General features: G+C 35.9%; 26 protein-coding genes. 18 read left to right on the top strand and 8 right to left on the bottom strand.

Features of this window, described 5'->3' with window-relative positions:
* Positions 1 to 164 precede the first annotated feature (164 nt).
* Positions 165 to 1,535, bottom strand: coding sequence for a sigma-54 interaction domain-containing protein (locus LT143_RS01330; protein ID WP_246938755.1), 1,371 nt, complete (start codon positions 1,533 to 1,535; stop codon positions 165 to 167).
* A gap of 253 nt (positions 1,536 to 1,788) precedes the next feature.
* Here LT143_RS01330 and LT143_RS01325 point away from each other — a divergent pair, with 253 nt between their 5' ends.
* From LT143_RS01325 to trhO, 3 genes are all read left to right on the top strand, one after another.
* Positions 1,789 to 2,652: a pirin family protein gene (locus LT143_RS01325; RefSeq protein ID WP_246938753.1), complete on the top strand. Its 864-nt coding sequence runs from the start codon at positions 1,789 to 1,791 to the stop codon at positions 2,650 to 2,652.
* A 50-nt stretch (positions 2,653 to 2,702) separates the two neighbouring features.
* Entirely contained in the window at positions 2,703 to 2,951 is a 249-nt protein-coding gene (locus tag LT143_RS01320) for a YuzB family protein (protein WP_246938751.1), read from the top strand.
* Positions 2,952 to 3,158: 207 nt separating this feature from the next.
* A complete protein-coding gene (gene trhO / locus LT143_RS01315; RefSeq protein ID WP_246938749.1) occupies positions 3,159 to 4,118 on the top strand; it encodes an oxygen-dependent tRNA uridine(34) hydroxylase TrhO in 960 nt (319 codons plus the stop codon).
* 258 nt (positions 4,119 to 4,376) lie between these two features.
* Here the strand turns inward: trhO and LT143_RS01310 are convergent, their stop codons facing one another.
* Positions 4,377 to 5,003, bottom strand: a complete 627-nt coding sequence (locus LT143_RS01310; protein WP_272495648.1) for a helix-turn-helix transcriptional regulator — start codon at positions 5,001 to 5,003, stop codon at positions 4,377 to 4,379.
* 264 nt (positions 5,004 to 5,267) lie between these two features.
* Between LT143_RS01310 and LT143_RS01305 the strand changes: the two genes are divergently transcribed.
* The 11 genes from LT143_RS01305 to LT143_RS01255 all read left to right on the top strand — a co-directional run bounded on the left by LT143_RS01305 (position 5,268) and on the right by LT143_RS01255 (position 16,834).
* The gene (locus LT143_RS01305; protein ID WP_246938748.1) at positions 5,268 to 5,885 is read left to right on the top strand and encodes a superoxide dismutase; all 618 of its coding nucleotides are present in this window, start codon (positions 5,268 to 5,270) and stop codon (positions 5,883 to 5,885) included.
* A gap of 134 nt (positions 5,886 to 6,019) precedes the next feature.
* Positions 6,020 to 7,129 (top strand): acyltransferase family protein, encoded by a 1,110-nt coding sequence (locus LT143_RS01300; RefSeq protein WP_246938746.1) that lies wholly within the window; start codon positions 6,020 to 6,022, stop codon positions 7,127 to 7,129.
* A 92-nt stretch (positions 7,130 to 7,221) separates the two neighbouring features.
* Complete coding sequence (gene pduL, locus LT143_RS01295) at positions 7,222 to 7,788, top strand: phosphate propanoyltransferase (protein WP_246938744.1); 567 nt, start codon at positions 7,222 to 7,224, stop codon at positions 7,786 to 7,788.
* A gap of 135 nt (positions 7,789 to 7,923) precedes the next feature.
* Positions 7,924 to 8,913, top strand: coding sequence for a hypothetical protein (locus tag LT143_RS01290; RefSeq protein WP_246938742.1), 990 nt, complete (start codon positions 7,924 to 7,926; stop codon positions 8,911 to 8,913).
* 91 nt (positions 8,914 to 9,004) lie between these two features.
* Entirely contained in the window at positions 9,005 to 9,760 is a 756-nt protein-coding gene (locus tag LT143_RS01285; RefSeq protein ID WP_246938740.1) for a DeoR/GlpR family DNA-binding transcription regulator, read from the top strand.
* A 127-nt stretch (positions 9,761 to 9,887) separates the two neighbouring features.
* Positions 9,888 to 11,270 (top strand): protoporphyrinogen oxidase, encoded by a 1,383-nt coding sequence (locus LT143_RS01280; protein WP_246938738.1) that lies wholly within the window; start codon positions 9,888 to 9,890, stop codon positions 11,268 to 11,270.
* Positions 11,271 to 11,528: 258 nt separating this feature from the next.
* Positions 11,529 to 12,521 carry a GGDEF domain-containing protein gene (locus tag LT143_RS01275; protein ID WP_246938736.1) on the top strand — a complete coding sequence of 331 codons (993 nt, stop codon included), beginning with the start codon at positions 11,529 to 11,531 and terminating at the stop codon, positions 12,519 to 12,521.
* 148 nt (positions 12,522 to 12,669) lie between these two features.
* Positions 12,670 to 14,283 carry a spore germination protein gene (locus LT143_RS01270; protein WP_246938734.1) on the top strand — a complete coding sequence of 538 codons (1,614 nt, stop codon included), beginning with the start codon at positions 12,670 to 12,672 and terminating at the stop codon, positions 14,281 to 14,283.
* Positions 14,270 to 15,472: a Ger(x)C family spore germination protein gene (locus LT143_RS01265; RefSeq protein WP_246938732.1), complete on the top strand. Its 1,203-nt coding sequence runs from the start codon at positions 14,270 to 14,272 to the stop codon at positions 15,470 to 15,472. The genes LT143_RS01270 and LT143_RS01265 overlap by 14 nt, the downstream gene beginning before the upstream one ends.
* 3 nt (positions 15,473 to 15,475) lie before the next feature.
* Positions 15,476 to 15,724, top strand: coding sequence for a hypothetical protein (locus LT143_RS01260; protein ID WP_246938730.1), 249 nt, complete (start codon positions 15,476 to 15,478; stop codon positions 15,722 to 15,724).
* Between the two features lie 6 nt (positions 15,725 to 15,730).
* The gene (locus tag LT143_RS01255; RefSeq protein ID WP_246938728.1) at positions 15,731 to 16,834 is read left to right on the top strand and encodes a GerAB/ArcD/ProY family transporter; all 1,104 of its coding nucleotides are present in this window, start codon (positions 15,731 to 15,733) and stop codon (positions 16,832 to 16,834) included.
* Positions 16,835 to 16,980: 146 nt separating this feature from the next.
* Here the strand turns inward: LT143_RS01255 and LT143_RS01250 are convergent, their stop codons facing one another.
* The 3 genes from LT143_RS01250 to LT143_RS01240 are packed head-to-tail and all read right to left on the bottom strand — an operon-like array spanning position 16,981 to position 21,197.
* Positions 16,981 to 20,601: a multicopper oxidase domain-containing protein gene (locus LT143_RS01250; RefSeq protein WP_246938726.1), complete on the bottom strand. Its 3,621-nt coding sequence runs from the start codon at positions 20,599 to 20,601 to the stop codon at positions 16,981 to 16,983.
* 14 nt (positions 20,602 to 20,615) lie between these two features.
* Positions 20,616 to 20,897, bottom strand: a complete 282-nt coding sequence (locus LT143_RS01245) for a hypothetical protein (protein WP_246938724.1) — start codon at positions 20,895 to 20,897, stop codon at positions 20,616 to 20,618.
* Positions 20,898 to 20,921: 24 nt separating this feature from the next.
* Positions 20,922 to 21,197, bottom strand: coding sequence for a hypothetical protein (locus LT143_RS01240; protein WP_246938722.1), 276 nt, complete (start codon positions 21,195 to 21,197; stop codon positions 20,922 to 20,924).
* 346 nt (positions 21,198 to 21,543) lie between these two features.
* Between LT143_RS01240 and LT143_RS20680 the strand changes: the two genes are divergently transcribed.
* Positions 21,544 to 21,783 carry a carboxymuconolactone decarboxylase family protein gene (locus LT143_RS20680; RefSeq protein ID WP_246938721.1) on the top strand — a complete coding sequence of 80 codons (240 nt, stop codon included), beginning with the start codon at positions 21,544 to 21,546 and terminating at the stop codon, positions 21,781 to 21,783.
* 27 nt (positions 21,784 to 21,810) lie between these two features.
* On the top strand, positions 21,811 to 22,080 hold the full coding sequence (locus tag LT143_RS20675; protein ID WP_246938720.1) for a carboxymuconolactone decarboxylase family protein: 270 nt from the start codon (positions 21,811 to 21,813) through the stop codon (positions 22,078 to 22,080).
* 979 nt (positions 22,081 to 23,059) lie between these two features.
* On the opposite strand, the gene LT143_RS01225 is transcribed toward LT143_RS20675, so the two are convergent.
* On the bottom strand, positions 23,060 to 23,515 hold the full coding sequence (locus LT143_RS01225) for a Crp/Fnr family transcriptional regulator (protein WP_246939131.1): 456 nt from the start codon (positions 23,513 to 23,515) through the stop codon (positions 23,060 to 23,062).
* Between the two features lie 323 nt (positions 23,516 to 23,838).
* On the opposite strand from LT143_RS01225, the gene LT143_RS20670 reads away from it, so the two are divergent.
* Together LT143_RS20670 and LT143_RS01220 are read left to right on the top strand one after the other, a co-directional pair.
* The gene (locus tag LT143_RS20670) at positions 23,839 to 24,027 is read left to right on the top strand and encodes a glutaredoxin family protein (RefSeq protein WP_418909788.1); all 189 of its coding nucleotides are present in this window, start codon (positions 23,839 to 23,841) and stop codon (positions 24,025 to 24,027) included.
* A gap of 15 nt (positions 24,028 to 24,042) precedes the next feature.
* Entirely contained in the window at positions 24,043 to 24,804 is a 762-nt protein-coding gene (locus tag LT143_RS01220) for a methyl-accepting chemotaxis protein (RefSeq protein ID WP_246938719.1), read from the top strand.
* On the opposite strand, the gene LT143_RS01215 is transcribed toward LT143_RS01220, so the two are convergent.
* Together LT143_RS01215 and LT143_RS01210 are read right to left on the bottom strand one after the other, a co-directional pair.
* A complete protein-coding gene (locus tag LT143_RS01215) occupies positions 24,792 to 25,901 on the bottom strand; it encodes a hypothetical protein (protein WP_246938718.1) in 1,110 nt (369 codons plus the stop codon). The genes LT143_RS01220 and LT143_RS01215 overlap by 13 nt on opposite strands.
* 263 nt (positions 25,902 to 26,164) lie before the next feature.
* A complete protein-coding gene (locus LT143_RS01210) occupies positions 26,165 to 26,542 on the bottom strand; it encodes a hypothetical protein (RefSeq protein ID WP_246938717.1) in 378 nt (125 codons plus the stop codon).
* Positions 26,543 to 26,545 lie beyond the last annotated feature (3 nt).

Genomic DNA, 26,545 nt, shown 5'->3' with positions numbered 1-26,545 from the left:
GTTCACATTTTATTCACTTTTGTAAGTATAAAACTAGTAATAGGTTTCCGGAAATCTGGAATGATAGTTTTGTCCTTAGGCTTTAAGCCTTGTATTATAAATAAAAATAAAAATTCCAGGAATCCGGAATTCATTCCGAATACCTGGAATTTTTGTAAGGGTTATCATTCTAGTCCAAATTTTTTTATTTTTTCATACATGCTAGATTTGCTAATACCTAAAGCCTTTGCTGCTTCAAGCCGATCTTGTTGAAATTTTTCTAGTGTTTTCTCAATAATTCTTTTTTCAGTTTCCTCTAGTATTTCTTTTAATGGTCGCTGGCCAACCAATAGCTTAGGGTCGTTAACTAAATATTGGGGGAGAGCAGAGGTAGTAATGACTTCACCATTGGAAAGGTGAATCGCAGCTTCTAAAACATTTTCCAACTCTCTAATATTACCGGGCCATGTATGTTGAGTGAATAATTGCTGTACATGCTCATCAATCTTTGTCATTCGCTTACCAGAACGTTTCGTTAGTTTATCAAGGAAGTGATAAGCTAAATGCAGAATATCCTCCACACGATCACGCAATGGGGGGATGTGAAAAGGTATTACATTAATACGGTAAAACAAATCTTCTCGAAAACGTTTATCTTCTATCATTTTTTCAAGGGGGCGATTTGTAGCCGCTATAATACGAATGTTTACAGGGACTGGTTTAGTCGCTCCAACTGGTTCAAGTTCCTTTTCTTGTAGAACACGTAATAACTTGACCTGCATATGGATAGGCATGTCTCCAACTTCATCTAGAAACACAGTTCCACCATCGGCTAATAAAAACTTTCCTTTCTTACCGCCTTTTTTTGCACCGGTAAAGGATCCTTCTTCATACCCAAATAATTCAGATTCAAGTAAGTGCTCGGGAATCGCACCGCAATTAATTTTAATAAACGGCTTATGGCTTCTAGAACTTAGCTGATGAATGCTATGAGCGAATAATTCTTTCCCTGTTCCACTTTCACCACGAATTAATACGGATATATTACTTGAAGCTACACTTTTAACTTTTTCTTTTAAATCAAGCATGTCTTTGGAAATCGATTTAATATCCTGAAGCGTATATTTTGCTCCAGTACTTTCTTGCCATTCTTGTAAGTAATTTTGTAGCTGCGGCATTAAACTTTTAATATGACTGGTCATTTTATTCCACTCGCTTGTGTCACGGAAAATAACAGTTCCTAGAGCACCGACGAGCTGTTTATTTGAGAAGATGGGAATGCGATTTGCAATCATATAGTTGCCTTTAATAAGTTGAAGATCAGCAATTTCTTCTTTACCTGTCTTAGCAACAACATGCATCCTTGTATTTTCAATAACTTCTGTTACATGTTTACCAATGGATTGTTCTCGGCTTACACCGATAAAATTACAATAGTTTTTATTAATATAAACAATATGACCATCAGTGTTTACCACCACGATCCATTCATAAGCACTGTCTATAATAGTTTCGAGGATATCGTTTTTGTATTGAGTGTCTAATTCCTTAAACATGGAATCACCTGCTTTGGATTTCTACTTTACTACTATAATAGTAACACCAAGTGAGGAGTACCGTCACCACAGTTTCATTAGATTAGATAGGGGAAGTGCAAAACGATTGCTTAATTTTTGCCTTTATGATGTAATAAGCCTATATTTTTAAACCTTTATGTATAAAATGTAGATGACTTCATAGTAGGAATGAACATAATAAAAACCGGTTTATTGTTGCTATAGCAACTAAAGGAAGAGGGGGATTATGAACATGAGTGACCTATTTCTACGTGATGTAAAAGAGCATTGGTATGTTCAATATCAGGAAGTTGGGTTTCCATCTATTCAAAAAGGGTGGGTTCTTCCAGTTGATTGTTGGTATGATTTTGATCCATTTATTTTGATGGCAGAGGATTGGTTTAAGCGAGGAACGTTTTCTGATCATCCTCATCGTGGGTTTCAAACGGTGACATACGTCGTCGATGGAAGATTAGAGCATATTGATAATGCAGGTGGTCGAGATATACTAGAGCCTGGAGATGTTCAATATATGAACGCCGGATGGGCAGCAAGACATGCTGAAGAAGGAGTTGGAGATGATATTGCGCACACTCTTCAGCTATGGTTAAATCTTCCTAAGAGTTTACGGAAAACGGAAGCCAGTTATCAGAATGTCTATTCAGAAGATGCTCCTGTCGTAGCCTTTGAAGGAGGGGCCATTAAAGTTTTTTCTGGAGATATTGCAGGTGTTAAAGGGCCGTTAGAATCCGTCGTGCCGATCACTTTATCTGAGCTAACACTTGGCAAAGATACAGAGTATACGCTTCTTTTACCCGAAAACCATAATGCTTTTTTATATGTTCTTTCAGGTGATGTAGAACTTGGTGAAAGCTCTGTTCCTTTGACAAAACATGGTGTCGCAACCCTTACCTTTAATGAGGAAGGAAATGAAAGGCGTTTTAGTGAACTGAAAATAAAATCCAATAGCAGAAGGTCCAAACTTTTAGTATACTCAGGAGTACCTATAAAAGAAGAAATTGTCCCTTATGGACCGTTTGTGATGAATACAATGGAAGAGATTAAGCAAGCGTATCGTGATTTTCATGAGGGAAAGTTTGGTCCTCCCGCTAGATAAAGAAACTTGTTTAGGAATTAAGCGGCCATAATACAGAAAGGAGAAATAGGATGGGCATAGTGGTAGTCGAAATATGTGATGCAAGTTTTATTACACAAGTTGATGTTGAGAGTATCTTAGAATCAGAATACCCAGAGGTTTCTGTTATAATGAACACCTGTTTATCCTTCTGTGGAATGTGCGCCAAAAGTCCATATGCCATTGTTAATGGAAAACGGGTGTTTGCTAAAACAGTGGAAGAATGTATGGATAAGATTAGACTTCAAATTGAAAAAGAGTTAGAAGAATACATGTCATGATTTGGAAGTAGTTGTAAACGGATGGAAGAAGGCGTCCGTTGATTGCTTTTTTATCGTAATTATGTTCTAATAATAATATCTTTTTTATACTATTTAGTTTAAAAAAAGACATATATTCTCATTAAAAAAGTTGTGCTGACAACTTTTTTTATTTGTGTAAGTATAATGTAATTTCGCTAAAAAGATAGCTTGATAGGAGTGTATAAAATGACAAATTCATATAGAGTTTTACTATATTACATGTATGTTCACATTTCTAACTATGAAGAGTTTGCAGCTAAACACTTAGAGTTCTGTAAGTCACTTGGCTTAAAGGGAAGAATTCTTGTGGCAGAAGAAGGAATTAATGGTACTGTTTCAGGTACGTTTGAACAAACCGAGCAATATATGGATGCAATGAAAGCTGATCCAAGATTTGCTGAAATGGTATTTAAGATTGATGAAGCGGATACCCATGCCTTTAAAAAGATGCACGTTAGACATAGAAAAGAACTGGTTACCCTTCGTTTAGAAGACGATGTAAATCCACTTCAAACAACAGGTAAATATTTAGAGCCAGTTGCATTTTTCGAAGCCATGCAAGATCCAGATACGGTTGTTATTGATGCGAGAAATGACTATGAATACGACTTAGGACATTTCCGTGGAGCAATTAAGCCGGAAATTCAGAACTTCCGTGAACTTCCAGATTGGATCAGGGAAAATAAAGACGTACTAGAAGGGAAAAAGATCCTCACATACTGTACGGGTGGAATTCGTTGTGAGAAGTTCTCAGGCTGGCTTGTTAAAGAAGGCTTTGAGGATGTATCCCAGTTACATGGGGGTATCGTAACGTACGGTAAAGACCCAGAAGTACAAGGGAAATTATGGGATGGTCAGTGTTATGTATTTGATGAACGAATTAGTGTACCTGTAAACCGTACTGAACATGTAATTGTCGGTAAAGACCACTTTACTGGTGAGCCATGTGAACGATATGTGAACTGTGCAAATCCAGCGTGCAACAAGAAGATTATTACGTCAGAAGAAAACGAGCATAAGTATTTAAGAGGTTGTACACATGAATGTCGCGTACATCCAAGAAACCGTTATGTGGCTGAGCATCAATTAACAGAGGAGCAAGTGGCTCAACGCGTTAGCGAATTAAAGAACGAAGTGCAAGTTTAGGGACGAGCAGGGATGCTCGTCTTTTTTTGCGCCAGTTTTAAGGCAGACGCATATATTTTGAAATTGACGCATAAATCATGAAATTTGACGCATAAATTTTGAAAATAGCGCATAAAATAAAAATTTGACGCATAAATCCTCCAAACTCACGCATAAACCAATATTTACTTGATCGAGCAACGAGTGCGGAGGGCAGTATACAGACATAAACAAAAAAAATCGAGGTGATCCACCTCGATTTTTCTGTTTTACTATCTATTATTGGTTAATGATAAACCTGCAATGGTCGTCACCGTCTGTTTTACAATTAATTCTTTGTACGTGGTCAGTGTTTAAGACGGTTTTAAATAAGTTGGTTTCACATTTACAAGCCACTTTAAAGTCTTTTGCTACTGAAAAGATAGGACAATTATATTCAACCAGTTCAAAGGAATTTTCATTTAATTGATGTAGCTGTGCCATATATCCTTTTTCATTTTGGATGTTAACAATCTCAGTTACATTTTCTTGAAAACTAGGTTGATTTAATCGACGTTTATACTCTTCTGTGAGACGCTCTTCTCTTTTTTTGAATAATAGAGAAACGGTGTCTTCACCATACATGTCTTTAATATCGTTAAGGAATTCAACAGTTAGCCCTTCATAGTTTCTTGGAAAAGATTGTTCCCCTTTATCGGTTAATGAATACAATTGGAGCGGGCGGCCCATCGGCTGTTTCATTTCAGAAGATGTTATGAATCCCTCTTTTTCTAACAAATCAAGGTGCTTTCTTACTGCCATATGTGTGATATTTAAGTGACTAGTAAGTTGGTTAACGGTCAGGCTAACCTCTTTTTTTAGTAAATCTAGAATGATATCTCTCGTATTCTTTTTTGTTTTGATCAATGGGATCACCTCATTCAATAAAAGACACATATATGAAAAATAAAAAATAGTGCAATACCTCGCTGCACTACCCAACATTAGCAATCAAAATCTTAAATTAATTATATAGTAAAGTATAAAAAGTTGAAAGTAATAGGATGTAATAGAAAAAGCCTGAGCAAAATAATTGAAAGATTCATTGATTTTAGGTATTCTGGTTATATACTTATTATACCTTATAGTATATAAAGTATAAAATACATAAAATTTTGGAGGATTTTAGTTATGACATACTCATTACCTACATTAGGCTATGCATTTGATGCACTAGAGCCACATATTGATCAAGCAACAATGGAAATTCATTACGGAAAACATCATCAAACCTACGTAAATAACTTAAATGCAGCTTTAGAAGGAAAAGCGGAATTACAAGATAAGTCTCTAGAGAACCTGTTAAAGAACCTTGACGCTGTTCCTGAAGCAGTTCGTACGGCTGTTAGAAATAATGGTGGTGGTCATTTAAACCATACATTATTCTGGGAAGTAATCGCACCAGGTTCAAATGAAGTAGCTCCAGCTGGTAAACTTGCTGATGCAATTGTAAGCAGCTTCGGAAGCTTCGACAGCTTTAAAGAGGAGTTTGCAAAAGCAGCAACCACTCGCTTCGGTTCTGGTTGGGCATGGCTTGTAGTGAATGAAAATGGAGCATTAGAAGTAACAAGTACTCCTAACCAAGATAACCCTGTCATGGAAGGAAAAGTAGCTGTTCTTGGTTTAGATGTGTGGGAGCATGCGTACTACTTAAATTATCAAAACAGAAGACCAGATTATATTTCAAGCTTCTTTAACATCATTAACTGGGATGTTGTTGCGAAGAAATATGAGGCGGAATTAGCTTAATTAATTCGTAAGCGAGTTATCTATAAAGATAGCTCGCTTTTTTGTATTCAAAAACGCGGCAATCCTTTAAAATAGAATTATATATATTCCAGAAACTTACATATATAGGTGTCGGATAGGACGGAGATGGATTGATGGAAAATAGACAAAGCGCTGAACGTTATTATGATTTAGATTGGATTAGGGTCTTTGCTATCATTCTTGTATTCTTATTTCATTGTTCCATGTTTTTTAATACATTTCCATGGCATGTGAAGAATAATGAACTGGATGATCAATATTTCGTTGCATTAAACGTACTACTCGGAACATGGATTATGCCTTTGTTTTTTGTCATATCCGGTATGAGTACCTTTCATTCTCTGAAGAAAAGATCAGGAGTAGTATTTATAAAAGAAAGGTATATTCGGTTAGGAATTCCACTACTTCTCGGTGTTTTTTTCCTATCCCCACCTCAAGTTTATATTGAGCGATTAACACTTGGTCAGTTTAAAGGAAGTTTCTTGGAATTTATTCCTCATGCTTTTGATGGCCTATACTTGTCGATAGGGGGGAGCGGGAACCTTGCATTTGTTGGCCTTCATCTCTGGTATTTATTTTTGCTCATCATTTTCACTACCCTCCTACTTCCAATCTTACTATTAGGTAAACATACGAAAATCGAAAACAGACCGTTTAACATCACACATATTATATGGCTAGCCATTCCTCTAATTATTCTTTCGTTATTTGTCGATCTCGTTAATTTAGGTGGGTGGGACATTCTGTTTTATTTCATTATCTTCCTATTTGGTTACTATTTCTTAGTTAGAACAGATTTTAGGAAACTTTTGAGAAAGTACGGAATACCTATTGGTATTATCTCTTTGTTAACAAGTGCTACCTATGTATGGTTATTCTTTGAACAACAGCATGGTACTATCATTTTTCATAGTGTGAAGGTTGTAAATTGTTTGAGTTGGCTATTATTTGTTTTTTACTTAGGAGATCGATTTCTTAATAAAGATAACTTTGTTCTAAAGTATTGTAGTGAAGCCACTATGCCGTTTTATATCATTCATCAGCCTGTGATTGTCATTTTGGGATATTACATGATAAATCTTCAGATGAATATTGTAGTTAAATACCTACTATTATCGGTCATTTCGTTTTCACTTATCATTTCTATCTATCATTTTTTAATAAAGCCTACTCATTTACTTAGACCTTTTTTCGGTTTGAAAAGTAATGACAAAACTGCATAGAATAGCTACCTTATATCAGAGTAATGTTTTTTATATCGTACATACTACTTGTGTGATACTTTTATATAGCTAAAGAAAGAGGTCATTAAAGGATGAATATTCCAGTAGGTGTCTCAAATAGACATATCCACTTAATGCAAGAACATGTAGAAATACTCTTTGGAGAAGGATACACGTTAACGAGTTTAAAAGAACTTTCCCAACCAGGTGAATTCGCAGCCAATGAGACGGTCAAAGTAGTTGGACCAAAGGGAGAGTTTCCTAGTGTGAGAGTGCTGGGGCCAGTCCGAAGTTTAACACAGCTTGAGATTTCTTTAACCGATTCCTTTTCACTTGGGGTGAAGGCACCCATTCGTTCTTCTGGAAATATTGAAGGAACACCGGGGATTAAGATTGTCGGACCACAGGGTGAAGTTACCATTGAACAGGGGGTTATTATTGCCGAGCGTCATATACATATGACCTCAGACGATGCAACCCAATTCAACGTAACTGACGGAGAATACGTAAGCATTGAAACGGTGGGGGAAAGAAGTTTGACCTTCCATCAAGTCTTAATAAGAGTTAAAGACACGTACGCGCTCGATTTACATATCGATACAGATGAAGCAAATGCTTCGGGGTTAAAAACTGGTGATACTGTAAGGATTGTTAAGTAAACATATACTAGCTACTAAGGGCATTGTCAGTAGGCAATGCTCTTTCTCTTGAAAAATTCTGCTTGATGGTAATGTGGTAAAAATATACAATTTAATTAAACGATTTTGATACGTTCATTAATGGGAGGTGTCAGAATGAAGATTAGAGCTTATTTTACTATCACGCTTGCATTACTTGTATTATCTGGATGCTTTGAAGAAACAAAGGTCGGACATGAACACCCAAAAAAGCTGATAACTTCATTGTTAAAAGAGTATAAACCTTTACTACGTTGTAACCCATGTATGAGTCATGTACCAAGAGAATGGGGAAACCCATCAGATCTTGTTTACCCTATGGAGGGACAGTTCTGGGTGGATGATGCACCTGAAAAATTGGAACCAATGGCATTTGGAGTCTTACAACATAGTTCACAAACAGATATTAACATAACTATTCATCATATAGAACTGGATACTGAGTTTCCAACAGTTCCACAAGAACTCCCCGTGTATATGCAAAGTAGCTACGCATTAGAACATAAAGACCTGCTAGCATCCTTCCATCAATACCATAAAGTATTAGAGTACCATCCCTCATATTCAGGAATATATTTTGCTGGTGTACATCCTCTAACAGAAAAGATGAATCAAATAAATAAAAGAAATATTGAACAAAAAGCAAAAGAGATACTTGGTGATTTAATCATGGAAGATTCTTCAACTCCAACTACCATTCAACATGAGAACGGTTATTGGACGGTGGTTTACTATCGGTATGTGAATGGATATAAAGTATATGCAGATAAACCGCTAAAAGTTGCATTTGATCAAGAAGGGAGAGCCATCTCCATAGAGGGAAGAAGAAGACCTATTATTGAAGAAAGCTATTATCCAACAAGAACACCTAAAGAAGCATTGGAGGAACTTCAAAAAGGGAACTGGCTTCACCTGTATGTGCAGGATTTTAGCTTACCTTTAGAAAAAAATATGGAGAGATTTGTGATTAAGGAAATGGAGCTTGCCTACCATGAACAACATCCTGGATACTCAAGACAAGTGCTCCAACCTTACTATGTCTTCAAAAATATAGAAGGGCAGGCTTTATATATTCCTGCCATCATTGATGCGTATGCTGAAAGATGAATAGTAAAGGTTTTAATTGAAATTGTTTGTAAAAGCTTAAACGCTTACGGTACATTATAAATAACATTTTATAGATCATAGGAGTGATCAGATGCTGACGCCTGAAAGACATCGCATTATTCTTGAACTCTTGGAGGAAAAAGAAGTGATTAAGCTTCATGAATTAGTGGAGGCTACTTCTTCTTCTGAATCTACCATACGTAGAGATTTAAGTCAGCTCGAGAAGAATAAGAAACTAAAGCGTGTACATGGAGGAGCTTCCCTTTTAAAACAAAAGGGAGCGGAATTGAGCATTCATGAAAAATCAACTATTAACCTTCATGAAAAAGAGGCCGTTGCCAAATATGCAGCAGGGCTTATAAAAGATGGAGATTGTATATTTTTAGATGCAGGCACCACAACGTTCCAAATGATCAAGCATATTACGGCAAAAGACATTAAGATTGTCACAAATGGACTTACTCATTTAGAAGCATTATTAGAGAGAAATATAGATACATTCTTAACAGGTGGATATATAAAACGTAAAACAAAAGCTCTTATTGGGCGAGGGGCGGTTGATGGTTTAAAGAACTACCAGTTTGATAAAAGCTTCATAGGAGTCAATGGCATTCACCCGATATACGGTTTTACAACGCCGGACCCTGAAGAAGCTGCTGTTAAGGAGCTAGCTGTTCGACTTGGTCAAAAAGTATACGTATTAGCCGATCATACAAAGTTTCATGAAGTAACATTTGCTAAGGTTGCAGATTTAGGAGCTGGAACAGTGTTGACCAATGAAACAGATCAAGAGATGCTAGAAGAATTTAAAGGAGACTTAAGTTTTGAGGTAGTTCCTACCGTTTAATAAAATAGTTTTAGTGTGGAAGAGAGTACTATCTATTAATTTGCGTCATAAAGCTTTATTTGGAAACCCTTAAGCTTATTTGATAGAATACTCATAGTGAAATTTTTTTTACTATGAAGGAGAATATATGAAAACAATCGTTGTTATAGGTGGTGGAATAACAGGTCTATCAACTATGCATTACTTACAAAAATATAAAAAAGAGAATAATTTAGATGTGAAATTAACTCTCGCTGAAAGTAACGAGTATCTAGGTGGTAAAATACGCACGGTAAAAGAAAATGGTTTTGTCATGGAAACCGGTGCCGATTCCATCGTTGCCCGGCATGAGAGTGTCTTGCCATTTTTACAGGATCTTGAATTTCAGGATGAAATGACATACAACGCTACAGGGATTTCCTTTATTTATAAAGAAGATCAGCTACATGCCATACCGCCTGAATCTGTATTTGGAATTCCTTTGAGTAAAGAATCTTTGCTTAGTAGCACATTGGTGTCTGAAGCGGGGAAACAGAGAGCTTTAAAGGATGTTGAAATACCCAATGAACATTTTACGTTAGAAAGCTCTGTTGGAGAATTTTTAGAGTATTTTTTAGGAAAAGAATTAGTAGAAGAGCAAATTGCACCGGTTTTATCAGGTGTCTATTCTGGAGATTTAAATACATTAACGCTTGCCTCAACTCTTCCTTACTTGTTAGAGTATAAAAACAAATATGGAAGTATTATAGAGGGTTTATCTATGAATAAGGAGAAATTTCAATCATCCAAGCCAAAATTTATCTCCTTTAAAAACGGACTATCTTCTCTGATTGACCAGCTTGAACAAGAATTAGACGAAGTTGAAATCGTAAAGGGCGTCAAAACGACTAAAATTAACAAACTAGATGATGGTTACGAAATACAATTTGCTAACCACCCTTCTATTGAAGCTGATTTTGTCATTGCTGCCACACCTCACAACGTCACAGAATCCATACTGCAAAGTAAGGAGTTATCAGACGAATTTAAGCAACTAAAAAACTCTTCATTAATAAGTGTTTATTTAGGATTTGATCTACCAGATCAGCTATTACCTGCAGATGGTACGGGATTTATTGTCCCAACTAATGACCTACAATGTGACGCTTGTACATGGACTAGTAGAAAATGGAGCCATACATCCAAAGAAGGTAATTTGTTAGTGAGGTTATTTTATAAAAGTTCAAATCCTTCCTATGAAAACCTCAAAACATTAAATGAAGATAAAATACTGTCGCAAGCTCTACTAGACATTCAGAAAAGCATTGGTATTAACAGTCAACCTAAGGTCTTTAGGATTACACATTGGCATGAAAATATGCCGAATTACCATTTAGGTCATCATCAAACTGTATCTGCACTAAATGATAAAATGTCTGCACTCTTCCCGAATGTGCTATTAGCAGGGTGTTCTTATTATGGAGTTGGTATTGGAGCCTGTATTAAGAATGGGAAGGACATTGCAGAAAGCATTATTGATAAATTAAATTAAATTAAAGGCTGTTTTTGTATATGACTTTTACTCACGTGTTATCCAGCAGCACTTGGGATTAACACGTGAGTAACAACTTATACGAGAACAGTCTATTTAGATGGAGAAATGGTGTAAATAACCATTAAAAAAAGACCCGATATTCTTATATAATGGTTGTGTAAAGGGGAGTTAGCTATGTACGCAGACCTGCTAATAAATTTAGCATTTGTTATATCATTCTTATCAATAACTGGACAACTTTTTAGGAACCAGCCAATGAATACTACATATAAAGGGCAATTCCTGGGAGGCGTATTGTTTGGATTATTAGGCATAACCCTAATCTTCTTCTCAATAAAAGTCACCGATACTACCATTATGGACTTACGTAATTTCGCTGTGATTATCGCGATTCTCTATGGAGGCTGGGTAAGTGGAGTGACGGCGGGAATTATGATCATCATCGCCAGAATATTTATTAACGGTGTTAATATCTCATCTATTACAGCAGTCATTACGATTATTTTACTTGTAATGGTTTGTTCCTATATTTCAAGATTAAACATAACGATAGTTAAGAAGTTTATCTATTCTATTGCTAGTAACATTATTATTGTTTTTTCAGCCTTTACCTTTTTAGTGAAGGATACAGAAAAGCTGATGACAGTTTTAACCTATTACGGAGCCATCTCTCTTTTTGGCGGAGTCATTATGTTCTATATTAGCGAATATGTAGCTCGTTCTAATGAGAATTACCGTTTCCTAAAGGAATCAGCAGAAAGAGATTTCCTTACTGGGTTAAACAATGTCAGGCAGTTTGACGCAATTTGGAATACTCATGTGCAAAATGCGATTGACCGTGAAGAGAGGTTATCAATCCTACTAATTGATATAGATCACTTTAAACATATCAATGATACGTATGGTCATCCAGTCGGGGATATCGTGTTAAAGGAGCTTGGGAAAGTGTTAATTCAGTCCACTCGTTCTTTTGATACTGTATCTAGAAACGGTGGGGAAGAATTTTCTATCATTCTTCCAGACTGCCCAAATTCCCAAGCAAGGGACATTGCAGAAAGAGTTAGAAAAGCTGTAGAAAAACATACTTTCAACGTTTCATCGTCTCAATCTATTACGATTACCGTTTCAATCGGTGTGGCAACCTATCCAGACACAGATCGTGATATTAATAGTTTAATTGAACAAGCTGATGAATATTTATATAAGGCAAAAAGGACAGGAAGAAACAAAGTATGTTCTGCTGACTAAATAGAAATAACTAAATAAATGAGCAAGGAAACTATCGATTGAAAAGATGGTTTCCTTTTTTATTTGGCAGAATGAGTTCTGGTTAATTCAGCCATACTAATACAAACTTGTACCATGTTTATCCATTCTTAATGAAAGGATACACGTTATGAAAAAACTAACCGACTGGGTAAAAAAGAGCCAAAAACTGAATAATTCAGAACCTACTGATGATCAATCTTCTATTCAAAAGAACTTAACCTTATCTCTCCAGAAGATAAAAGAAGATATAGGGAAGAGTCCCGATGTAATGGTTCGTGAAATTACGATTGGTAATGAGAAAAAAACGAAGATGGCCTGTATTTATATTGACGGGCTTGTTGATAAGCATTATGTACATGAGTTTATATTAAACCCATTACTTTTCTCTATTAGAGAAGCTGATATAGATGAAAGCAACTTATCAGAGGAATCTTTGTATGAGATTTTACAAAAGTATAGCTTAACGATTGGAGAGCTTTCTTGTATTGAAACGTATGAGGAGGTTTATGATACGGTCCTGTCAGGTGACAGTGTCATCATATTGGATGGAGAGACTAAAGGATACGCAATAGGGACAAAAGGCTGGGAAGGTCGTGGAGTGGAAGAACCTTCTACCGAGCAAGTCGTAAGAGGTCCAAAAGAAGGATTCACTGAGACGATTCGTGTTAATACAGCGCTGATAAGAAGACGAATTAGAGATAAAAGCTTAATTTTTGAAAACCTTCAACTAGGAAAACGATCAAAAACTGATATATCGATTGCCTATATGGAAGATATAGTAGATGAAAAAATTGTAAAAGAAGTGAAGAATCGTCTTTCTAAAATAAGTATTGATACTATTTTAGAAGGTGGGTATATAGAGGAATTAATTCAAGATGAAACTTACTCTCCGTTTCCTACTATTTATAACACAGAGCGTCCAGATGTTGTGGTTGGAGGGTTAATGGAGGGAAGAGTTGCTATCTTAGTAGATGGTACTCCATTTGTATTGATGGTACCGGCTCTGTTTGTTCACTTCATGCAGTCAAGTGAGGACTATTACCAACGTGCGGATATTGCAAGTTTGATAAGAATATTAAGATTCACTGCCTTTTTACTATCTATATTAATTCCATCTTCTTATATAGCTGTTACAACGTTTCATCAAGAAATGCTCCCAACTGCCTTACTTGTAAGCCTTTCTGCCCAAAGAGAAGGAGTACCATTTCCAGCTGTAGTAGAAGCAATCATAATGGAACTTACCTTTGAAGTTCTAAGAGAAGCTGGCCTACGTATGCCAAAGGCAATAGGTTCTGCGATATCAATTGTAGGAGCTCTCGTCATAGGGCAATCCGCGGTAGAAGCAGGGCTTATTTCTGCCACCATGGTCATTGTTGTATCGCTGACAGCGATCTGTAGCTTTGTTATTCCGAAGTTCAACATGAGTATCGCTACTAGAATGTTACGCTTTGGATTTATGATTTTAGCGGCTACGTTTGGCTTGTTTGGGATCATTCTTGGTTTAGTTGGACTAGTCCATCACATGACCAGCCTTCGCTCGTTTGGAATCCCATACATGGCTCCTTTTGGTCCGATTATTACAAGCGACCTTAAAGATACAGTCATTCGTCGATCAATAAAGAATTTGGACACTCGTCCAAGACTCGAAAACCAAAAGGATATAAATAGGATCGATATCTCAGACGGAGAGACAATTAATCCTCCTAAACAACTAGAAGGTGATCAAAATGAAGAAAAGTAAAATATTTACTATTCTAATTTTATTAACATTATTGTTAAGCATGACCGGATGTTGGAGTAGAAATGAACTGACGGACCTAGCTATTGTTAGTGCCATGGGAATTGACATAGTTGATGATGAATACTTACTTACTGTACAAGTATTAAACCCTGGTGAGATTTCGGGTGATTCGGCATCTAGTCGTTTATCAGTTACCACGTACGAAACGAAAGGAAGTAATATTTTTCAGGCAATTCGAAGATTAACCAAGGAGTCTGCTAATAGGTTATATTTTGCACATCTTAGAATGGTCGTTATAGGTGAGGAAGCAGCAAAGACTGGAATTGGTAAAATGTTAGAGTTAATGTCGAGAGATCATGAATTTAGAACGGATTTTTATATTGTCGTTGCAAAGGATGGGAAAGCAACAGATACCCTAAAGATCTTAACAGCGATTGAAAAAAATCCTGCTAACAAAATATTTACATCACTTGATGTTTCTCATTCCCATTGGGCCGCAACCCTAGGTACAAAATTAGATAAATTAATCAGTGAAATAACCTCAAAAGGGGACAATCCTGTATTAACAGGAGTTGTTATTGAAGGTGATAAAGAAATTGGAAATAGCATAAAGAACGTTGAAATGATTGAATCAGCCGCATCAATTAATATTGAACACCTCTCAGTGTTTAGAGGTGATAAGTTAATAGGCTGGTTAGATGAAGATGAAAGTAAAGGACATAATTATATTACTGATAATGTTATGGGGACCGTTGTTGTTTCTAACTGGGGAGATGGGAATATTGCCTTTGAGATAAGAGAGACGAAAACAAAGGTAGAAGCAAAAGTAAAGGATGAAAAGCCGGCTATACAGGTGTACGTTACGACTGAAGTTGGTGTAGGAGAAGTACAAGCGAGTGTTGATTTACTGGATGAAAAAACGATAGAAGAACTTGAGAAGAAGATTAGCGATAACAAGAAACATAAAATAGAGTCTGCCATCTCTAAAGCTAAAGAATTGGAAACCGATATCTTTGGTTTTGGAGAAGTCATCCACCGTAAAGATCCTAAGCTATGGGCAAGTTTAGAAAAAACATGGAACGAAGAAGGGTTTGTCAATTTAGATATTACTGTTAAAGTTAAAAGTTATATTAGACGATTAGGTACAACAAACGAATCTTTTATAAACGATATTCAAAGTGGGTCGTAGAAAATGGTCATACTTAAAATCTTAATCTTTATGGTAGTGATAGCTCTAGTTTCTTATCTAGAGCTAAAGAAAATGAAAAGTAAAGATATGAAGAAAGAAATGACAATCTATAGTGTGTTTATTGTTATCTCTGCCTCCTTCTTTATTATGGAGTTAATGGAGATTGAAGTAATAAACCCACTTGAGGGTATTAAGGTAGTATTTGAACCGATAGGCCGATCAGTGGAAAGAATGCTTTCAAAGGGAGGATAAGTACTAATGAACGAAACTAATGTCCAAATTAGTCCACTCCAGTTTACGATACTAACGGCATTATTTATAGTAGGAAGTGCTGTATTATTCATACCAACTATTTTAGTAGGAGCGGCAAGTCAAGACGCGTGGATATCTGGAATAATAGGGATGGGGATAGGTGTATTATTAGCTTGGTTTTATAGTAGTTTAACTAAAATTGATCCCGAAAAAAGTTACATTCAAATGTGTCTCTTTGCATTCGGTAAATGGGGTGGAGGGCTCCTAGCTATCTTAACCTTCACCTTTCACATCATCTTAGCTTGTTTTCTATTATTTGATATAGGAGATTTCTTAATCACTCATATTTTAATCGGAACACCAATAGAAGTGATTTATTATATGTTCATTTTTGTGGCTATTATCTATTCGACAAAGTTAGGAATTGAGACCACAGCACGTTCAGCAGAGATTTTTATGCCTTGGGTTTTCTTGTTATTTTCACTCATTTCCATTTTCGTACTACCCGAGGTTGAACCTACTAATATTCTACCTGTTTACGAAAATGGTTTTGGACCTATTTTATTTGGAGTTTATTTCTTTATTGGTTTTCCTTTTGCAGAGATGATTGTGCTACTTATGATCACTCCTTTTATTAACGATAAGAAGAAAATCACATCTTCTTTTATTTATGGGGTCCTATTAGGGTCCATGATTCTCCTTGTTTTTATCGTACTCTGCCTATTAGTATTAGGGGCCGATTATTCGCAAAGAAACGAGTTCCCTATATATGTACTAGGGAAACAAGTAAGCATAGGGAACTTTTTAGAAAGAGTAGAAGTCATTGTTGCTATTATATGGTTTATAAGTATTTTCTTTAAATTGTCCATCGTCAGTCATTCGTTTATGTTAGGTTTAAGCCAATTACTTAACATGAAGGATTATCGACCACTAACCTTTCCATTTGCAGTTCTCATCATACCGTTAACCTTACTCATCATTCCGAGCAGTATTTATCTTAAAGGTTTCACAAAATATGCGAGTACACCTTATATGGTTACAGTGGGTATCATTATTCCCGCCATTGTATTTATCGTTTCTAAATGGAAAATGAGAAGGACATCCTCATAACTAGTAAGGTTCAAGGAAAGGAATTTAGAGAAAAAAACAAGAGAAAACAATCTGTATGAAGTGTAAGTAGTGAGCGAGTCAACAAAAGTCGACTCGCATTGTTATCAAGATGCCGACTGTCTTTATTAATATTTAATAGTGAAACATCAATTGAGCTTGGCTATAGGTTTCAAGTTTTCTTGTATTTGATTGTGGACACGCAAAATGCCCCACATACCACTTTCCAAGCTCCACATAATATTACCAGCACGATAGATGTAATCACCTGGATATTTATATTTGCCACCTGCTCCCCCTTCTAGATAGGCATCTAATTTAGAACCAACCGTGTTAAGACCATGTACAGATGAAAACGCAGCATTAATATCATTAGGATCTGTTCTCCATCTATGACCATGCATATGAAACGTATGGGTTCTTCTGCGTTCAGAAGGCGTGAGTAAACGTAAGGTCACTGGATCTCCTTTATATGCTTCGAAGACGGGAGTAGCAGGGTCCTCGAAAGTTTTAGAGCTAAACAGTTCATGCATCTTCGCTTGATTCATGCGGTTATATAAGCGCTCAGAACGATAATTGAAGCCCTTAGAACCCTGATCATACGTATCTAATTCCTCATCATCATCAACCTTTGGATCAACAATTAAAGTATCATTCTTATTTAGTAGGCGGATCCCATCATGCATTAATAAAACAAATTCTCTGAAGTTTGGTAAAAATGGGTTAGTAATAACGGCACTAGTTCCCGCTTTTATTGTCTTATGAGTAGTTGGGTCAAGATATCTTGAACCTCTTGCTTCAACTACGAGTGCACCAAATGCTCCGTGATGCTTATGATTTCGTACATCACACATATCCCATAGGTTTACAGATCCTACATTTTCATCAATATACCATTGATACGTAATTGCTTCTCCTGGAGCAATACTTTGATCTAAATTATAGCCAACAGTCTCTCCGCTTGAAGACTTGACGTCATATTGAATTAACTGAGGATGGAGAGAAATTCTTAAAGAAGGTGGATAATACTGAGTAAACTTTACTTCAGGATATTTGTGCATTCCATCCTGGACATGAAATTTATTTGGGCTTATTTGATTAGTAAGCGTAACCTCCACTAAATCTCCGACATTAGCACGTATAACTAAAGGCTCTGGAATCCGTTTCCCAGACAGTACTGCATCTACATGCTCAGTGAGCACAAAAATGATGCCGTTAGGATCATGGTCTCCGTATTTATTGTATTGAATGGGTACTTGAAGTGCTGTTATATTGAATTTTTTTATACTTTTTGACGGAAATTTCTTATTATCTAGCTTTGCCTTTTCTGGAGAGTTACCGGTTTTGTCAGGTAATGGTGAAGTACGTTCAGGTAATGCTGGACGGTCTGATAGTGGAATTAGTTCTGGGACTTGTTCGTTAAACGCCCGTATAAGCCCCCATGTACCTAACCAAATATCTTCGACTGTTTCAAATGCATACAAATAATCACCACTTCTCGGAACAGAAGTTTCCAGTGTAAACGATTCAGAAATACCAATGTGTTGCTGAGAAACGTAATGGGAATCTAAGTCTTTTTGTTCTTTCTTCCAACGTATACCGTGGATGTTAAAACTATGAGACTCCTCATGTGAACCTTGCATTAATCGAATCCGCATTGGGTCACCTTCATAAAGTTTTAATAGTGGAGTTTCCGGATCACCATGAACAAAGGAACTGTACGAATAGGCAGTCTCATTTCCTGGACCAACTCTGAAGGGTAAAGGCGCATTTCGATAGTTGATTGCAAAAACTCCGGGGTCATCTTGCGACCCTGGGAAGGTCGGTGGTTCTATCGGATTATTATTTTTATCAAAAAGCATTGCGAAATCTTGTGCAAAAAGAGTAAAATCTCGATAATCTGGAAGTAATGGATTACTTACTGTAATTTGCGTACCGTGATCAACAGCTAAACCTGTTGTCGAGTCTAAGAATGAAGAGAAACGAGGGTGAATAATTGCTCCTCCAAATATCCCATGCTGTTGGTGAGAGGATGCGAACAAATGGTCATGATAGTAAACGGCTTTTAGTTCAACATCTGCATACCATTCATATCGGATGGTTTCCCCCTGTAACACACTACTATCATAATTCCAGCCGACGTTAGCGCCATCTGAAACAAGTACGTCAAATTTGACGAAATGTACATGCACCCCGCATTCATATGTTCTACCAGTTAACTGGAAAGGGGTTCCTTTTAGTACAGATGGTAATCTATTTGTGAAATTGATTCTCAGACACGTGCCAGCTTCCGCATGAAGCACTAGAGGTTCAATCGACTTTCGACCAGATCTTATATCCTCTATATCTTCATCTAAAACGTAAATACGACCATATGGGTCATACCAGCCCTCATTATTATAAATAATGGGAACTTCAATTGCAGATACATTAAATTCCTTTACAACTGGATTTCCTAGACAAGAGTCAGTAAATACGGCACCAGGTCTTGCGTTAGGAACAGCAGCATTTTGCTCGAGTTGTGTCATTTCCCTTCCACCAACTATACCTAGAGGTGGACGAGGTGCCTTGAATCCAATCTTACCTGGAATAAAGTTAGGGAACCCTGGTTTTTCTTTTGTTGGGGCTGGTGGAGGAGTTCGATCGGGTAAGGGTTTGAGTGCTTTAATTGGAGTTCCATCCGGATAAGTTTGACTGCCGTCTTGTAAGGTGTCAAACACTCGATTCATTCCCCACATGCCCACGCCAAAGTGTGGATACAAGTGACAATGAATAATTCCATCTCCTATTGATCCTGATAAACTACCAAGTCCATATAAAGGTTCAATTGTGTAATGGGATTGCGGACTGATGGATTGGGCATCAATTATTTCTGAATTAACATTATCAGGATCCATTAACCATTGATGAACATGATAATGAAAGACATGGGTTTCTTTTACACCGCCGTGAACAAGCCGGATTCTAGCAGGATCTCCTTTATATCCACGAAGAATAGGTGTAGATGGATCACCGAATACCCATGAATCATGATGAACTTCTTCACCTTCACAGTCTGGACAGACGACACCTTCTTCAATGAGTTTCAAGCGATTTCGCATAGGTTCCATTCGATAGTTAACAGCATGAAGTGATTCATCTTCTTCTCCGGTGTGTGGATTAATGGGATTATTACCTGTAATATCTTTTATAGTAGCTTCATCATTAAAAAACCACACATACTCCCTAAAAGATGGGGCAAAGGGATTGTGGACATCAGCATAAACTCCACTCTTTAATGGAGCTCCAGTCTCAGGATCTGTCCAAGTAGATCCTCTTGGTTCAATTATTAAAGCCCCCCATAAACCACTAGGGTTAGAACTGCCTTCTTTTGCTAATGGATTAGCTAGATCTGAAAAGTAAGAGATACCTTCCCGGTCTACTTTAAATCGATATTTAATACTTCCTTTAGGCGGTACAGTGGTGTCTGGGTTTACTCCTACGTTAGCCCCATCGTATTTAAGGACATCATATTCAATCTCTTGGAAATGAATAGAAGCATTAACGTCTAATTGATTTTCAAAGTGAATAATCACTGTCTCTCCTACATTTGCCCGAATGGCTAAGGGCTGAACCAAATCTATAGGGGTATATGGGTTTTCTTTTACTAACTGTCTAATTATATTAACATTTTCCTTTAAGACATACATCTTACCATTTGGGTCATGATCCCCAAATTTGTTATATACGATCCTAATTGAAATCGCTACAACTTCATATTCTCGTATCATGATATCCCCCCTTCTTAGTTAAGTGTTGGAATCTTAGGTCCTCCATCCTCTTCATCGTAGAACGTTTGAATAGTATCAATATGAACAAACCACGTACGTTGTTCAAAAGAGTCAATAATACTTGTATCAGCATAGATTTCTACATAATCCTCTATTACTTTTTGCACAGTTCCTATTAACATAAAAGGATACTGTGAAAGTAAAAAGATAGTTCTTTTACCTTTAATTTTCTTAAAATGAACCGACATAGCATCCGCTCTCTTTTTCTTAACATCTACTGAATCAGGCTTAGCCAATGTAAATCCCTCCTTATTCTTTTTTTATGAAAGTGGAAATATTGTCTTTGAACTAAAGTTAGGAGTAAATACAATGATCTGTTCAAGTGGAAATCGTAAAGGAGTAGGGAATTGATATTCAGGAGCATTCATCATTTTAACTGTAACCGGTGATAAAGTAACAAAACCATCTGTAACGCTCTTAAGTTGCCCAATAAATATTGGACGGAAAGTTTGTCCCATTAGGTTTAGCTGATGGGCACTTAAAATAATTAGTACTTCCTGACCTATATAATCATTTATTACATCTTTTAGATTCATAACACACCTCCTAATTCAATGATATTCAAGGGATTCTTATAGGTAAGTGATATTTGTCCTAGTATCATTAAAATGAGTAAGACAACTATATATGGTAATTAATAAGAGTTAATAAATAATAGTGGCTTCATATTTAAATAGACAGAATGTTAAGGATATCGAAACATATCTTCCTTTAATCAATAATTGATTAGATATAATTTATGGGGAATTAATGAACAATGGATTTGAGGAATGGAACATATTTTGGAAATTTAAGGTAATAGTTTGTTTGACAATGTTCGCTTCTAAGATATAAAGTTAAAATACTAGATTTTTACAAGGGGAAATATGAGGAGGGGAATGAATGGAAGCTAGAATTAAAATGGTAAGCTACGAGGATTCAGAGGGAGAACTCCGAGAGTTATATGATCGGTATCATGGAAAGATGGCAAACATCTTAAAAGTGCAATCATTAAATCCGAAATCTCTAACTGCTCATCTGGATTACTATAAAGTCATAATGTTTGGGCAATCGCCTCTTAGTAGAAAAGTCCGTGAAATGATTGCGACAGTTGTTTCTTCAACCAATGAATGCCATTACTGAATGCAACATCATGGGGCGGCGCTCCATTTGTTAACAAAAGATGAAGGGCTAGTAAAAGGGTTGAAAGAAAATTATCAAAATGTTGATTTAGACGGGAAAGTAAGAGCTATTTTAGATTATGCCGTGGCACTAACCATTAAGCCTCATGGTGTAAAAGATGAACATGTCCAAAAACTAAGGGATGCTGGCTGTTCTGATTTAGAAATATTGGATGTTTGTCAAATCACCTCTTATTTTAACTTTGTTAATCGCATGGCAGAGGGGCTCGGGGTAAAATTAGAAGCTGAATATCAATAAAGACGTCTTAGATAGCAGGCGTCTTTTTTATGTTTCTGTTTTTGTGAGAGAGCTTACAGAAATAAAAAGAGATTCAGAGTAAAGTAAATACAATTAGCACAACCATATTTAAACAGATTGAAAGGAGAAATGTATTTGAAAAAACTTTGTATGTTAGTAGGATGATCTCTTCATCAACAGATTCAATGTGGAAGTATTTAAAGGAAATTAAGCCCAATTTGTGGAGAAACGGTATAACATACCCTAGTACTCTTTTAGATTTGGATCGCCTCTATAGCCAGGGAGAGCTGTGGATGACAATGGGCTATAACGAAGCTAGAGCAGAAAGTCAAATAAAAGATGGAGTGTTTCCAGACACAACTAAATCATTTGTACTTGAATCAGGTAGCATCGGTAACACACATTTTTAGCTATCCCTTTTAATAGCCAAAACAAAGCGGGAGCCATGACTACGATTAATTTTTTACTCTCGCCTGAAGCGCAGCTAACAAAATATGATACTACCTATTGGGGAAGAAATATTGCATTAGATCCTACGAAATTATCAAAAGAAGATTAAGAGAGGTTAGCTAATATAAGCCGTGGGGATTCTGTTCTTTCGACAGAGGAGTTACAAGAGCATATGTTACCTGAGATTGATTCAAGATATGTAGAGTGGGTGAAGGAGAATTGGTTACGTGAAGTTGTTCAAACAGAATAACTGGATATGGGGGGATATTTCTCAGGTGATTCATCCTTATCCAAACCATGCTGCGGCAGTGCAAAGAACAGCGGATTTATATTGGCAAGACACTTTATTTTCTGGTTGGGTACCAAAACTACCAAAATAGTATATTCAATGGTTTAGATATAAGTAGAGTGAGTTTTAAACAACTCACTCTACAGACTACTCTATTTTTCTATAATTCATTTATAACTTCGTTAATTCGATCTACGTGAACAGCGAGGCGTAAGGTATTCTTAATCAAGCCTTCTTTTTTTAGTTACTCATAATGGCACTAGTAGTTTCTCTGGTAGAACCAACCATATTCGCTACATCCTGATGAGTTAACCTCATTTCAATCGTTTGCCATTCATTTTTCCGTTTACCTGTTTTTTCGCTCAGCCTTAATAACAAATAAATAATTCTATACCGTACATCTCCAAGTGCAATTTTTTCACTAAGACTGTAAAGCTCTTTAAGTCTAGTTGACAAAATAGTAATAAGTTTAATAGCAATTTTAGGATTCTTTTCAATAAACGATTCAAATTCCTGTTTACTAATCATGCATAAATACGTATCGGTCATTGCTTCAGCATACGTATCATCATCTGTAAGGGACAGAGATAAAGTCTCACCAAAAATATTACCATCTACTAATATATCTACCGTAAATTGCTTACCACTTTGATTAATCTTATATAAACGTACCTGCCCTTTTTTTAAAAGAAACAGTGCCTCAAGGGGATTGTCAGGAGAGAAAATAAGAAGAAAATAAGTGTTCCTTTTTTTTCGGGCCTCATTTCACTCATTTCATCAATTATTTGTAACTCTTCCATTGGAAGTTCATCTAAAAGGCTTATCTGAGAAAGTAGAAATAATTCATCCATCTATATAACTCCGGTCTATTACAAAGCTATGACTCTTTCCTATTATATAATATTTTAAAACTAAGATTGTAATTTAGCTTACTGAAAGATGGAAAGATCATCAGATAAGATGTACGAAACAGAAGGTAAAGTAATTGAACTATATATTGTTTACAATAAAATGGTTGTATAAACTGTGTTAGAACTAAAAAACTATTAGAAAAAAAAGAGATCTCATTTATAGAAAAGAATATAATAGAAGATCAAAAGGGTAGAATGGAACTAAAGGAATGGTCAGAAGAAGTTATCACGCCTGTTTTGGTGAATTTAGAAACGAAAGAATTATTAAAATGTGATCAAATACAATTGAATTTTTAAGTAGGAGAGGTCGACATGCAATCCAACTCACAAGAAATTGAACAAGTACTCCATGCAAAAGAAACGATGGAACTTCAAAAAGGACAGATGAAGCAATTCTTAGAATCTGCTCACTCCATTGTGAAGCTATCAGAAAAGCTTTCACAGTTAACAAATAAGATAAGTGATCAAGTCAATGAAGCTGAGAGCTTTGCAGAGAAAGGAAGAACATCTATTGTCGAAACAGTCGAAGAAATGAAGTTAATCCAAGCTGAATCCACAGAAATGCTTGCTAAGGTTTCGACTTTAATTGAACAATCGAAAGAGCTAACCGACATGATTAAAACATTAGAGAGAATTTCATCTCAAACAAATCTCTTAGCTCTCAATGCTTCTATTGAAGCAGCTAGAGCAGGGGAAGCCGGTAGAGGATTTGATGTGGTCGCTAAAGAAATTAGGAAGCTTTCAGTTATAAGTACAGAGTCAACAAAAAAGGCAAAAACTTCAGTTGACATGATTTTAACTGAGATAAACATGATTGCCAGTGTTTCAGAGACGGGGAATGAAAAAACATCAATAGGGATTAAGAAGATTAAAGAAACAGAACAACTTTTTAATCACATTCATGAATCCATTCATAAAGTAACAGAAGATAAAAATGCATTATCTTCTATTACGAATGAAATGAGGTCGGTGAGTGTTGGTGCCAACGATCTGAGCGTCAGTATCTCAAAAAACAGAGAAATCATTGCAAAAGGGTTAGAAAGTGCAATTAACAGTAAAACTCAAAACAAATAAGACACTATAATGTGAAAATAATTAACGACCCATAAAATAATGGGTGGAATGATTAATAACATGTATGGTGCAGGACCGTATGTAGTAACAACCGTTCTCATACCGTGCATACATACAACGGGTGCATTTAGAATAAATGTCCATCCAGCAACAGAGGCGACTAATTTTTCTTTATGAGACAGAGTGGTAAAAGCATAATAAATAAGTAGAAAACTTATGATGGCAACCAGTATGGTTTTAATGATAACCACTAGTAGAATGGATAAATTTAATAACGTATGATGAACAAAAGCAACATGATTAATGGTTGATATGATAAATATGTAAAGTCCAAGGTTACCCATCTGATGTAAATGGGTAACTTTTTCATGTTGCGAGAAGAATTTTTTTTGAAATAAACCAAAGGAAAACCCGGTAATAAGACCAAACACAAAATCATGTAAAAATAGATGATTAAGAACAGGGAGTTTCATTGTAATCAAAACGATTACAATTGAAATCATCATGGAAACAATGTTCTCGTTTGTTAGCTTTATAGATAAGTTTTCTTTTAATAATATAGGAGGATCTTTAACGTCAGGATACCTGTTAATAAGAATTTTATTAGAAAGAAAAAGAAAAACAGGTGTTGTTAGAAAGACGAAAAACATTTGGATTGAGTTCCAATATAATAAAAAGTCCCGATATTCCAATGAAACAACATGATTAATCATGAATATATTGAACGCAAACATTGAAGGTCCAACAATTACTTGAAGATATTCAGGAAAGGGAATGGCAATTAAATTTAAAAGAAAAAGACTAATGATAGTTATCACTGATAAATAAATAATCCGTTTTACATATCTTTTATTAAGAATGGTTGCAATTTGAACTCCAATTGAAAATAAGAATATCGTAATAGCAAACCGTTGTATGACAACGGGTAAAGTTAACTCTATCTGGAAGAGCTTAAAAACAATAAAGGTAATGGGTAAAGTTATCAAAACTGTTAAATACGGAATTGAAATAAATAACTTTTGTAATTGATAGTGATTGACAAGCCTTACTGCAATTATGATACATAGACTATAGAAGAATAGATTTATGATAAACAACTGTGACACCTCAAGATGAAAGATAAGGTTAGTGTAAAGTAAACAAAGTTATAATACAGTAAGTTACCTTACAATATTGTGGATCATAATGAACAATTATTTTTACTGATTTAAAAAGTGACAGTCAATCCAATTTCTTATTTTCCATGATAGTCTATGGTGAAAATGAAAACAGCCGTACAACAATAAGGCTTGATGTTGACCGGTTGCTATAAGGGATAGAAATCTCTTTTGTGGTTGAAAAATTAGTAAAGGCTTCTTGTTCATATATTAAGTAGATTTTGCCACAAAATAGGGCTCTGTCTAATTGCGTATACTCCATTTTTAGGAAGAGGTAGTTCTTCACCTAGAGATCCAATATCAAATGAGATGACATCAAAATGAATCCTTTGTCCATTAGAACAGATAAGAAATTTCTCTTTGGCATGGATCTTAATAACCTTCTCATCAATAAACTGGACTGAAGGTTGGTGAATGAATTTCCGTACATCCACTCTAATTTGATCAATAGAATAGAATCCTTCTGTATAACCGGAAAACATACCAGAGTAGTATTGATAGGGGGATGTTGTTGAATCTAAAATGACGTGCATATTTGACAAGTTTGCCTCTTTCCTAACACTTTGTTGCTTTTGAATCAAATA

This window comes from Bacillus pinisoli (genome assembly GCF_023036475.1).
GTDB classification, from domain to species: Bacteria; Bacillota; Bacilli; order Bacillales; family SA4; genus Bacillus_BS; species Bacillus_BS pinisoli.
The sequence above is the reverse complement of the archived record's forward strand: the minus strand, read 5'-3'. Positions and strand labels throughout refer to the sequence as shown.